This window comes from uncultured Shewanella sp., from assembly GCF_947497935.1.
GTDB lineage: Bacteria > Pseudomonadota > Gammaproteobacteria > Enterobacterales > Shewanellaceae > Shewanella.
The window spans coordinates 194235-206947 of sequence record NZ_CANMIO010000008.1; the positions used below are offsets into that span (position 1 = coordinate 194235).

9 protein-coding genes and 2 pseudogenes are annotated in these 12713 nt (G+C 44.0%); 3 read left to right on the forward strand and 8 right to left on the reverse strand.

What is annotated here, in order from left to right; translation table 11 throughout:
* Positions 1 to 48 precede the first annotated feature (48 nt).
* From Q1A86_RS11790 to Q1A86_RS11800, 3 genes and pseudogenes are all read right to left on the reverse strand, one after another.
* The gene (locus Q1A86_RS11790; protein ID WP_299806737.1) at positions 49 to 1257 is read right to left on the reverse strand and encodes a NupC/NupG family nucleoside CNT transporter; all 1209 of its coding nucleotides are present in this window, start codon (positions 1255 to 1257) and stop codon (positions 49 to 51) included.
* 578 nt (positions 1258 to 1835) lie between these two features.
* Positions 1836 to 2771, reverse strand: a complete 936-nt coding sequence (locus Q1A86_RS11795) for a universal stress protein (protein WP_299806739.1) — start codon at positions 2769 to 2771, stop codon at positions 1836 to 1838.
* A gap of 673 nt (positions 2772 to 3444) precedes the next feature.
* Positions 3445 to 3658, reverse strand: a pseudogene (locus Q1A86_RS11800) (glyoxalase); the annotation flags it as partial.
* A gap of 270 nt (positions 3659 to 3928) precedes the next feature.
* Between Q1A86_RS11800 and Q1A86_RS11805 the strand changes: the two are divergent.
* Together Q1A86_RS11805 and Q1A86_RS11810 are read left to right on the forward strand one after the other, a co-directional pair.
* Complete coding sequence (locus Q1A86_RS11805; protein ID WP_299806766.1) at positions 3929 to 4570, forward strand: recombinase family protein; 642 nt, start codon at positions 3929 to 3931, stop codon at positions 4568 to 4570.
* 10 nt (positions 4571 to 4580) lie between these two features.
* Positions 4581 to 5000 (forward strand): MFS transporter, encoded by a 420-nt coding sequence (locus Q1A86_RS11810; protein WP_299806741.1) that lies wholly within the window; start codon positions 4581 to 4583, stop codon positions 4998 to 5000.
* A 244-nt stretch (positions 5001 to 5244) separates the two neighbouring features.
* On the opposite strand, the gene Q1A86_RS11815 is transcribed toward Q1A86_RS11810, so the two are convergent.
* Positions 5245 to 6837: an ABC-F family ATPase gene (locus Q1A86_RS11815; RefSeq protein ID WP_299806744.1), complete on the reverse strand. Its 1593-nt coding sequence runs from the start codon at positions 6835 to 6837 to the stop codon at positions 5245 to 5247.
* Positions 6838 to 7165: 328 nt separating this feature from the next.
* Complete coding sequence (locus tag Q1A86_RS11820) at positions 7166 to 9433, reverse strand: heavy metal translocating P-type ATPase (RefSeq protein ID WP_299806746.1); 2268 nt, start codon at positions 9431 to 9433, stop codon at positions 7166 to 7168.
* A 124-nt stretch (positions 9434 to 9557) separates the two neighbouring features.
* On the opposite strand from Q1A86_RS11820, the gene cueR reads away from it, so the two are divergent.
* The gene (gene cueR, locus Q1A86_RS11825) at positions 9558 to 9950 is read left to right on the forward strand and encodes a Cu(I)-responsive transcriptional regulator (RefSeq protein WP_299806748.1); all 393 of its coding nucleotides are present in this window, start codon (positions 9558 to 9560) and stop codon (positions 9948 to 9950) included.
* 46 nt (positions 9951 to 9996) lie between these two features.
* Here the strand turns inward: cueR and Q1A86_RS11830 are convergent, their stop codons facing one another.
* From Q1A86_RS11830 to Q1A86_RS11840, 3 genes and pseudogenes are all read right to left on the reverse strand, one after another.
* On the reverse strand, positions 9997 to 12030 hold the full coding sequence (locus tag Q1A86_RS11830) for a prolyl oligopeptidase family serine peptidase (RefSeq protein WP_299806750.1): 2034 nt from the start codon (positions 12028 to 12030) through the stop codon (positions 9997 to 9999).
* Between the two features lie 45 nt (positions 12031 to 12075).
* The gene (locus tag Q1A86_RS11835; protein ID WP_299806752.1) at positions 12076 to 12303 is read right to left on the reverse strand and encodes a hypothetical protein; all 228 of its coding nucleotides are present in this window, start codon (positions 12301 to 12303) and stop codon (positions 12076 to 12078) included.
* 282 nt (positions 12304 to 12585) lie between these two features.
* A pseudogene (locus tag Q1A86_RS11840) lies at positions 12586 to 12705 on the reverse strand (short-chain dehydrogenase); the annotation flags it as partial.
* Between the last annotated feature and the right edge of the window lie 8 nt (positions 12706 to 12713).

Sequence of the window (12713 nt, forward strand, 5' to 3'; positions counted from 1 at the left end):
GTTACGTTACTCGCATAAGGTCACTATCAAATGACTATCGAAGCCCAATTATAGGCTAATGAAAATGCCAGCTAATGCGGCACTCATCAAGTTTGCAAGGGTCGCAGCGAGTACCGCTTTTAAGCCAAGGTTTGCCACTTCACTGCGACGTTCTGGCGCCATCACACCGATACTCCCCAACTGAATAGCAATCGAACCTATGTTAGCAAAGCCACACAGTGCGAAGGTAATAATCACCTGAGAATGCATCGAAAGCTGCTCCTTCACTTCGGTGAAATCCATAAAGGCCACGAACTCGTTAAGAATTAACTTTTGACCGATAAAGCTACCCGCCTGCATCATCTCATTAACTGGCACACCAATTAAAAATGCCACCGGAGCAAAGATATAACCCAGCAAGCTTTGCATGGTCACGCCTTCAAGGTTAAACCAAGTGCCCACTTGCTCAAGACCAGCATTAAACATGGCAATCACACTAATAAAGGCTAGCAGCATGGTACCGATAGCCACCGCCACACGCATACCATTCATCGCACCTGAGGCAAGTGCATCAATCACGTTACCGTGTTCACTCTGACTCATATCGACGCTTTGTTGCGATTCAGGCGAGCCCGTTTCAGGTACCAATAGTTTCGCCATCATCAAGCTACCAGGAGCTGCCATAAAGCTTGCCGCAATCAGGTATTTAAGCTCGACGCCCAAACCGGCATAACCACCTAATACACTGCCAGCCACCGACGCCATACCGCCGGTCATCACGGCAAATAGCTCAGAGCGGGTCATCTTAGGTAAGAATGGTTTAACCAGCAGAGGCGATTCACCTTGGCTTAAAAAGATATTACCAGTGGTTACCAATGATTCGGCGCGGCTGATGCCAAGTACTCTCTGTAAGCCACCGCCGATGATTTTTATCACCCACTGCATGATGCCAAAGTAATACAGCATAGAGATTAAGGCGCTGATAAAGATAACCAGAGGAAGTACACGGATAGCAAACACAAAGCTGTTGGTGGCAAGATCACCAAAAAGGAAATTAATCCCCTCATCGGCAAAACCTAATACCGAGGCAACCCCCTGACTCACTGAACCTAGAATGTTTTGCCCCATAGGCACGTATAAGACTAAGGCGGCTAACGCTGCTTGCAAGGCAAAAGCCCCAAGCACTGTACGCCACTTAATCGCGTGGCGGTTTTCAGAAAAAATCCAACCACAAAGAATCAAAAACGAAATACCGACTAAGCTAATCAACAACGACATCATTTATCCCAAATTGAGCTAAAAAAGACGTAGGCCATAGATGTTCACAATCAGTGTATTGGATGGGGAAGTGCTTTAAATAAAGCGACATTTGACGTCGATTAGCGGGCGAGGAATATTCAAGCCTTTTAACATCGAGCGATTTGAGTGTCCGGCCATTGATACAAGAATGAAACACCTAAAACTTACAAAAGTTTTGCCGGTCCAACTCCGTGGGTTGATCACTTGTCCATGTAGCGGCTTGCATTAAGGTGGCGATGAACGAGACGTTCTAGCCGGAAAGTGATTATACGAACCAAGACTAAGATTAAAAGTCGTTAATCTAATTTAGTTACAGAATGTGCTACCGAAGTGATCCCAAACCCAGATAGTGCGACCAAGATCACGTAAGTTAGCAACAAAAGCGTTTTATAAAAGTAAGCAGTAAAAATGCAGCCCTCTCAAGATACTATTAATAGTGGCTATTTCTAGAGTATGCATAAACACAACCGAATGCTACGGCATCAGGCTGTGCTTAGAATATTCAGTCATGAGGAGCAAGAAGATATTGTGAAAAAACAGTTATAGCACACTCAAAGCTAACTTATCGGTGACTCAAAACCTTCAGGCTTTAACGCCACTAACGAACACTTAATCGACTGTAATATGTTCTCTGCCGTGTTACCAATAACCAAGCCGGGAATACCTGTCCTTGCCAGAGTTCCCATCACTAAAATATCGATTCCACTCTCATTTACAAACTCTGGGATTTGAGCATCTGCAGCTCCTTGTAGATGGTGAATAATAATTTCACCACCAATGCCGGATTGCTCAATAAGGCTGTCTAATGCTTCGCGGTGACGCACCCTTGAGGATTCGAGTTCTGCTGTAAGTTGTTCTTGGTCAATTTTAATCCAGAGAGTGTTTCTTAGATAACTTTCGAGTTGATACTCCCAGCAAGATAAAATATGTAGGCGATAGTCACATCTGTTAGCAATATCACGGGCTAACTGCAGCATTTTAAGTGAGAGTGCATTTTCTTCGAGACTTGTACTAATAGGATCAATCGCGACGGCAACCTGACGTTTGTCCAAGGGTTGATGAACTAAACGGTTAAGCCAAACAGGACATGGACATTTGCGAAGCAATGTCATATCGATGGCCTTGAAGCCTTCGCCAGTTTCAGCTAGAGGTTCGGCATCTTTGATCAACAGATCATGCTTATACTTTAAGATATTTTTTATGATATTAACCGCAGGTTTTTCGCCGCTTAATACTTCTAAGGGTAAGGGAACATCCGCTTCCGCAATATGATTTTGCAGCCGACTTTTGTCTATTTGCTGATTAACTGTTTGTCGCAGGGCATTTTCATAGGTATCTTGATATTCAATGAGTTTGGGTGAAAGTGCTGGGCAAACGATCAAACCTTGCACCTGGGCATCATTGGTCTGGGAGAGCCGTAGAGCTTGTCCAATAGAGTCACTGTCACTAGGCAATCCTTGACTCACAAATAAGATTTTCTTGAAAACTTTCATGTCTACCTCCGTGATGTAGAGCACCTTGAGGGCCGCCGTTAAGTGCTAAATTAAATTTTAAAATGCCTCGTTTGCTTCATCACTTACCGACTAATAACACAGCTAAACGCAACAGATCCTTTCAAGTATTGTTCTACACAGTAAAATTTGCCAATGGATAGCGTTAAATAAGAAGTGAAAGATAAGGCTAAGTGAGCTAAGCAATATTAGCTCATTACTGAATAGGGCTTATATACTGGTCCAGATGCTTAATAATTAATATAAAGTCGCCAAAAATACACTTGGCATGCTAACGACTTTGTCAGCCTCAAAGCTTGCGATTAGAGCCAAAGAGTGGAAATTTGTCCCCTCCACCACTTTGGTAAGTGAATAGGTATTCTTTTACTTATTATTCCAGTTCTTTTTTGCTTTCTCTCAAGCAAGATCCCAGAAAATATTCAAACAACATAAACAAATATAGATTCAAGGGCACCAACACTTGAGCGTTCTACTATAGCTATAGCACCGAATACAAAAACTAGGCCCATAACAAATTGACCTTTTGCAGAGTACCCTGTCCGCAAAGAAGGCTTAATTTTGTTCTTATAATGCAAATATGACATTACAAAGGATGGATTTACACGGCTGCTAATCCTTTTCCTTATTAGCAGCTAGTTGCTCATTACAAAATCAATTACTCGTAATCAGAGGCATTAGTTTCTTCATAAGTATGAGAGTACAGCTCAAACAAGTTACCAAATGGATCCCCTAGATAAACTATTTTTGCTTGTAGCTTCTCGTCTTCAAGGTGATAACGCATAAAATCCATACGTGCTTTGCCAGCAAACTCTTCAGTGCGCTTAATTACGCCTTCAAAAAGCGTCTGTTTGCCCCGAAAAGTGCAAGATTTTGGAGCATATATATTCCTACGATATTCTACAGGCTTTCTAGTTACTCCGAAGTTTTGAGCCTAATTTGAGCTTAGCTCCATACTTACCGATCATTTTAATTGAGCTGCCAGAAAAGACAATTTACAGATGTTTCGTATTTAATTCAGTTTTATACACTCATAAACAAGAGAGCTAAGATTGCTCATAATTTACTGAGGATTGAACAGTCTTCATAATTTGACTATAATTATGAACCATAACACTATATGAGCCATAAAGGGGAACATTATAAAGACTTACCTTTACAGTCGTTATTCCCCCAAGAATAAAGCATATCAAGGACAACTAGCAGCGATGACATCGTTAGCTCCTGAGGCTGATCATTTTCAAGATAAAGTGCGTGGTGACATTGCTCCAATGCAACGAACTGCGTTTAAGCAATTATTTAATTCTCTAAAACCGGGGGATACAGTGATCATCTGGTGGCTAACTGATTTTGGTCAAGATTTCAGTATTACGTTACAGGTCATCAACAGTTTGTTGGAAATAGGGGTGATATTGCAGACTGCCTGTGAGCCACTGAAATTCGAAGCCGGCTCTACTCATAGCCATGCTTTAATGTCTCTCATATCGGGTTACGGAAAAGTACAAACCCAACATCGCCTTTTCGCTGCTGAGCAAGGAAGAAAAGCACTCAAAGAAGACCCTAAGCAGTGGAAGCAAAGATTCAGCGGTAGACCAGCAAATAGAGAGAAACATCAGCAGATCGCCACTCTACTACTTGAGGGGCAGACTCTACAGAGTGTTGCGGAGCAATGCGGTGTAAGTTTGTCTACCGTAAAACGGGTCAAAGCCAAATTGGGAACATTTGACGATGAAGGCAGCTTGAGACGCAGAGGAAAAGTAAACTCAACGCCGAATGATGCATAGCGAGCACACAATGAATTTTAGAGCCATTTTACTAGCATGCTTGATTATCAGTGTCGGGCAACTGAGCATGGGATTAGTATTCCCATCACTCCCCTGGATAGCCAAAGACTTTGCGGTTTCCCACGAACAAGTTCAAATATTGGTCAGTATTTACTTACTCGGATTTGGCCCATCCCAGTTTATCTATGGCCCGATCTCTGATGCGCTTGGGCGCAAAAAAGTATTGCTGATTGGTCTTATTATCGCCATGTTGGGCCTGCTGATGATCATTTTTCTCAGCCATTCATTTACTGGTATGGTGATAGGCCGCTTTCTTCAAGGTTTAGGTACGGGATGTTGTGCGGTGCTGGCACGAGCCTCCCCGCTGACTATCATCAGGAGCTTTTTGCCATGCGCTGAATGTAAAGGAAGCCCTTGTTTTAAAGGATAACTCCATCCATGGGCGCTTCTTAAAACAAAAATGACATAAGCGTTCCTGACACAAGGTTTACCCAGCTTTAATAACAAGTGCCATCCATGGGCGCTCCCTTAAATAAAGGGCTGCATAAGTGCTCCAGACATAACGAAAAATTTTTACCATCCATGGTAATTTTTCATAAATGTTCCAGACATAAAAAAGCCCGATAAATCGGGCTTTTTTTAACGCTATGCTTTATAGAGAAGGTCTATAAAAATTAACCTTCGATACCTTTGCTCGCAAGGAACTCATCATAAGTCCCCTTGAAGTCATTCACGCCATTTGGTGTGATTTCAATAATACGGTTCGCGAGTGATGATACAAACGCACGGTCATGACTGACGAATAATAACGTACCTTCGTACATCTCAAGCGCGTTGTTCAATGACTCGATTGATTCCATATCCATGTGGTTGGTTGGTTCATCAAGCAGTAGGATATTTGGCTTTTGCATAATTAGCTTACCAAACAACATACGACCTTTCTCACCACCAGACAGTACCTTAACTGACTTCTTGATGTCATCAGAACCAAACAGCATACGGCCTAAGTAACCACGTACTGATTGATCGTCATCTTCTGGTTTGCGCCACTGACTCATCCAGTCAAACAGGGTCATATCGTTAGCGAAATCAGACTCGTGATCCTGTGCGTAGTAGCCAATCGCTGAGTTTTCAGACCACTGAATCGTACCCGAATCTTGTGGGATATCGTGTACTAGAGTACGTAGCAATGTGGTTTTACCCACACCGTTGTCACCCAAGATAGCAATACGCTCGCCAACTTCAGCAATGATATTTAGATCTTTAAATAGTGGGTGATCGAAGCCTTTAGTCAAATCTTCAACAACCAAAGCGTTACGGAATAACTTCTTCTCTTGTTCGAAACGGATGAATGGGTTAACACGGCTAGACGCTTTAACTTCATCAAGCTTAATCTTGTCGATTAACTTAGCACGCGATGTTGCTTGCTTAGCTTTAGAAGCGTTAGCAGAGAAACGTGCAACGAAGCCTTGAAGCTCGGCTATCTGTGCCTTCTTCTTAGCGTTGTCAGACATCAAACGCTCACGCGCCTGCTGAGCAGCCATCATGTATTCATCGTAGTTACCAGGGAATACACGGATATCACCGTAATCCAAGTCAGCCATATGCGTACAAACAGAGTTCAAGAAATATCTATCATGCGAGATGATAATCATGGTGCTGTTACGTTGGTTCAGCATCTCTTGCAACCAGCGGATGGTATCGATGTCCAAGTTGTTGGTTGGTTCGTCAAGTAGCAGTACATCTGGATCACTAAATAGTGCCTGAGCCAAAAGTACACGTAACTTAAAGCCTGGTGCGATTTCGCTCATTAGACCGAAATGCTGCTCAACACCAATACCCACGCCCATTAACAGTTCGCCAGCACGAGATTCAGCGGTATAACCGTCCATCTCGGCAAATTCCATCTCAAGCTCAGCAACCTTGATGCCGTCTTCTTCAGACATTTCAGGTAGAGAATAGATACGGTCACGTTCTTGCTTCACTTTCCAAAGTTCTGCATGGCCCATGATTACGGTATCCACAACACTGAACTCTTCGTAACCAAATTGGTTCTGACTTAGCTTACCTAGACGTTCGTTCACATCTAATGAAACGTTACCCGCTGTCGGTTCTAAATCACCAGCAAGGATCTTCATGAAAGTTGATTTACCACAACCGTTAGCGCCGATCAGACCGTATCTGTTTCCGCCGCCAAACTTAATTGAGATGTTTTCAAACAGTGGCTTAGCGCCAAACTGCATGGTGATATTAGCTGTAGTGATCAAAGTGACAATTCCGCTCTTGGTTATATGATTAACGTCATCATAGATAAAACAAAAACCAGTAGTTCAGTATCAAGATTTTACCCGATACCGACCTACTGGCCGAAGACTGACGCCACTTAGCATCAAGCCTGTAAAATTAAGCGCGAAATTATAGCTAAATTAGCCTAATTTATCAACTTACAATAGGCGCTGCTAGAGATGATATTTAGATGGATCTCCCCAAAGCATTAATGCCTTAAAAACAAATTCCACGAAAGCCAAGTTAACCCCAAAGTTAATCATCGCTTGGTTAAACATTACCAAGCTTTTATATGAGCTAACACTTGCACTAACTAAGTTTGATACGACGCAGTCTGTTGGCATTGGTAACAACCGTTAGTGAAGATAGTGCCATCGCAGCCCCTGCTATAACTGGACTGAGTAACATCCCTGTAAAGGGGAATAATACGCCTGCCGCAATGGGGATCCCCAAGCTGTTATAAATAAATGCACCGAACAGGTTTTGCTTAATATTAGTCATGCTTGCGCGGGCGAGTGCTAAGGTATCGTTTATCACCATTAGCCTTGCCGATAGCAGTGTAAAGTCGGCGCTCTCAATGGCAATTTCAGTGCCACTGCCCATGGCAAGTCCCACATCCGCACTCATTAGCGCTGGCGCATCATTGATGCCATCCCCCACCATGGCGACCACTTCACCTGCTTGCTGTAATTCCTGTACCTTTTGCTGTTTTTGTTCCGGTAATACATCGGCAAAGACACTTTCAATGCCCACTTTATCGGCAACCGCTTGTGCGGTTAATTCATTGTCACCCGTTAACAAGACAACTTTTAATCCCTGATTTTTCATTGCCAGCACGGCTTGAGCGGCATCGACTTTTATCGGGTCGGCTATCGCGACAATCGCCACCAGCTTTTGTGCTTTTGCCACAAAAACGGGGGTCTTGCCTTGGCTCGCAAGTTCGCTGATCTGGTGCTGATACGCAGACAAGTCCTCTACCCCAGAGTGCTGCATCAAACCTATGTTGCCCACGCTATAATGCGATCCATCGACAACACCTGTGATCCCCTTACCCTGAATATTTGTGAAGCTATCTGGCTCACTGAGTGCAATGGACTCTAATCCACTAAACGTTACCCCTGCAGACTGTAATTTAGCTTTACTAATAATTGCACCAGCAAGCGGATGCTCCGAGTGCTGCTCTAAACTTGCAACCTCTCGCATTAAATTGGACTCATCTAATCTTGAGTCCAGCAGTATTATGTCGATAACCTCAGGTGTTCCTTGAGTTACAGTCCCCGTTTTATCAAGTACAACTGTAGTCACTTTACTGGCAGTTTGCAGTGCTTCGCCATTGCGAACTAACACGCCCATCTGCGCTGCGCGGCCGACGGATACCATAATAGACATAGGTGTTGCTAAACCTAATGCGCAGGGACAAGCGATAATCAACACGCTAGTCAGCACCACTAATCCATGAGATAGCGCAGGCTCGGGTCCAAATAGGTACCATATTACAGAGCTGAAAATCGCGATGATAACAACCGCAGGCACAAAATAAGCGGAAATTTTATCGGTTAATCTCCCTATTGGCATTTTAGAGATTTGAGCTTGCTGCACCAACTCAATAATTTTGGCCAACTTACTGTCTTTAGCAACCGCAGTAACCTGGTAAATAATGCTGCCATTACTGTTAACCGTGCCAGCGCTAACATCATCACCTTGCTCTTTATGCACAGGAATAGGCTCCCCGGTAAGCATGGACTCATTGATGAGTGTCTGACCACTTAGCACTTCGCCATCTAGAGCCACTCTGTCTCCTGGGCGTAGACGCAAACGGTCACCAACAATTAGTTGGTTAATTTCAACCTCTTCATCACCACTATCTGCTATACGTATCGCCGTTGTTGCTTGTAAACCGAGTAAACGCTGCACCGCTTCACTGGTCTTGCCTCGGGCACGTAACTCTAATGCGTGGCCAAGGTTAATCAAACCTAAGATCATCACACTCGCTTCAAAATAGACATGCCGAGTGTCGGCCGGGAACCACTGCGGCGCAAGAACCACCATCATAGAGTAGAGCCAAGCGGCACTGGTACCTAGTGCAATGAGAGTGTCCATGTTGGCAGATTTGACTTTAATCGCTCGCCACATGCCTTGATAGAAATGCCGTCCGGTAAGCACCATAATCAGCAAGGTCATTCCCCCAACAACGCCCCATGCTAATTGCTGAGTCGCATTGTTGACCATCATCTCGCCGCCAAGTAATCCCCATAACATCAAAGGAACCCCAAGCCCTAAGCCGACTGATGCTTGGATCAATCTTAAGCGGTACTCTTTTGCTTCATCTTGACCTTTTTGCGCCGCTGCAGTTTGCGCATCGATGACCAGCTCACTGTCATAGCCCACACTTCTAACTATCGCTATGGCATCTTCGGCTGAGATAGCTCCCGATACCTGCACCATTTTATCGGCTAAATTCACTCTCGCAGCGATATCGCCTTGGCCGCTCTGGCCATGATTTTCAAAAGCCGTTTCAATCTTGGCTACGCAACTTGCGCAGCTCATCTTTGGCACATATAAATTAATAGTGGCCATGATAGGCTCTCCAATTTGTTTCTCTGTAGAACTAAGCGTAAGCTCTCCCATTAGGGGAGAGTCAAACATCAATTGGAAAAGTTTTAAGTCTAGATTTTAGATTCTAGCAGTTAGGAGAAAGTTGATGAAAATTGGGCAGGTCGCAAAAATAACCGGATTGTCAGTCAAGAGTATTCGTTACTACCACGATATTGGACTCGTGCTTGGCCAGAGAAGCGAGAATGGTTACCGCGAGTACAACCAGAGCTCGATTGAGGCGTTGCAGTTTATTCAACACTGCCGCGAATTAGGTTTTACGCTAGAAGATTGTAAGGCGCTGCTCGAACTACAAAATAATCACAGCCGAAATGCCGATGATGTGAAAGCCGTTGCGACTCTCCACTTACAAGATATCGAAAACCGAATAAGCCAACTCTGCATATTAAGAGATCAATTGGCCAACCTGGTACACGACTGCCAAGGCGGTAAGCAACCCAACTGCGCCATATTAAATGGGCTGCAAAAACAAGCCCAGTGACATACCAGCCAAGAAGTTTAAGCCTACCTGATAATGATGCAGTCGATCATCGCCTGCGCAGATTTTCGATGTTATCAATGGCTAAAGCTGGAATACTGCCCGCTGGCGTAAAACCAAATATTTGCCCATAAAATGACAATTCAGCCTCTAACGCCTGTTTCTTACTTTGAGGTGAAACCCTGTTTGCCGCGTCATCATTGAATTCAAGATAAGCCACTGGGATGCCTTTGTTCTTTACCGCTTGATAAATAATCTGCGATTGTTTCGCAGGAATAAGCGAATCATTGACCCCTTGAATAAGCAGTAAAGGTTCATTCAACCCTTTAAGGTTATACATAGCTGAACGCTGCTTATAGTTCTCCATATTACCCAGTAAGCGTTTCAAGTATCGTGATTCAAACTTATGTGCATGGCGCTTAAACTCTTCCATGTCGCTAATTCCTGAGTAACTTACGCCTGCACCAAAGGTACTGTAATAGGCCACTGACGATAGTGCAGTAAACCCACCAGCGCGGTTGCCACGAATAGCTAATTTACGTCCGTCAACATCGCCACTGTTCACCAAAAAACCAGCGGCTCTAACCGCGTCTTTGACATCGGACTTGCCCCAGTTTCCGTATAAACTATTACGGTAATCTCGACCAAAGCCTGTACTACCTCGGTAGTTAACATCAAAAACAGCAAACCCACGACTTGTCCAATATTGAATATCGCGTCTAAATGCGCGGCTCGCCTTAGCGGTTGGCCCAGAATGAAGCATCATCACCAAAGGCGGTTCTTGATTTTGTGGCCCCTGAAACTTAGGATTTTTAGGGCGGTATAAATAACCGTAAGCGGTTTGAGCGGCCTCAGTTTTAAAGGCGACGCTTTCGGCTCTAGAAATATAGTGAGGATCCATAACCGGTATGTCTGGCGCGTAGACTAACTGGGCCGCTCGCCCTTGTACTTTGTAAATGCCCTTTTCTGGGGTCTCTTTCGCACCAACAAACAGCACTTCATTTTGATACTGAGTCACGTATGAGATCTCAGCAAAATCGACCGCAATAGCCTCGGTCACGCCGCTAATGGTATCAATACGAATAAGTTGAGCTTGTCCTTCATGGTTAAAGCTGGCAATCACGTTATGCTCATTTTCAAACGCGTAATTAGTTTGGCCAACCTTCCAGTCTGCAACCGCAAACTCTGCGGCCTTTTCTAATACAATTTCAGGTTCAAGCTGCGCATCTAAACGATAAATATTCCACCAGTTATTAAAGTCGGCCACGAAATAAAGCTGTCCAGTAGGACTAAACAAAGGTTGAGTGATTGACCCTTGTTGCTTGGTATTAATTTGCCTTGGATTAACAATCGCGCCTTTGGGATCAATATCTGCTAGCCAAAGCTGGGTTTCATCCCATGGCATGTTCGGATGGTTCCATGACACCCAAGCTAACTGACTTTGATCTGGAGACAACACCGGCTTAGCGTAGAAGTCGGCACCGGTCACTAAACTTGTGCCTTCATCGGCATAACTTAAATTGATACCAACCAAACTATTAACGGGCTCACCTTCGGCACGATGATCTTCACGGATACAAATAAGCCGGGAAGCTTTTGGGTTTTCAATACAGCCCGCATGGCGTGTGGCGTGAGGTGTAAGAGCGAAAGGGGCTTGATTTGGCGCGATACGATATAAAATTTGATCGGAAGATTTGGTCGCAAATAGGCTATGGCCTATTGCCACAAACGGTGAGCCACCATACTCATGAACTTTACTACGAATATTAAAGTTTGACGACACCACCTTATTTAAAGAGCCGTCGAGATCGATACGGTAAACGCCCTTTTTACCCTCATTATTCGCATTAGACTGAACGAAGTAAATCCCCTGAGTCGTCGCGCGAACATCACTAATATCATCTGCTAAGTCGTACACATCTTCAGGTGTAACCGGAGACTCCCAGCTGCCATATTCAGCCACCGTATTCCCGTCAGCAAGTGTTGAGGCTGCTATTCTTTGTTCTTGCTCCGGCGCTTCGCTACACCCAAAAAGTGCAACTAAGCTAGCGACCGACAACATGGCTGATTTAAATACTGTCATTGAGCCCTATTAACGCACTGTTATTAGCATTGACCTCATGGCGCGCTACTTTTTCGTCCATTTACGAGTAAACCAGCGGATCACTCCCAGCTGTTTTTTCCGAGTTAAACCAAAAAAGATACACACCCAAGGTGAAAGCAAAATATACCAAGGAATAGCCGCTGTACTCCTGCCCGATAAAAGTAAATAAAAAAAACCAAAATAGATCACTATTAGACCGACACAACCTACAACCAACATCATTAACTTTGTCGCCCTTTCAAGCTTATCCATTTCGTCCCCGTATTCCTTTTATGATGTTGCTATTATGACCTAATGCTAAGTGATTGTTCAAATGCCGTATTCACCCCATAAAAAAAACGGGCCACAGCCCGTTTTTATCTTTTACTTTAAAGTGAGGTTACAAGCGAATGCCGCCGTCGATTTCAAATACACGACCGTTAACCCAGCTGTTTATATCGTCATTTTCAATGATAAAACGTACTGTAGATGCAATCTCTTCCGCTTGACCTAAACGTCCTCACAATTGACACCATTTCTACGCGAATCGTAAATCTATAAGCGAATGCCGCCGTCGATTTCAAATACATGGCCGTTAACCCAGCCGTTTATATCGTCATTTTCAATGATAAAACGTACTGTAGATGCAATCTCTTCCGCTTGACCTAAACGTCCTCACAATT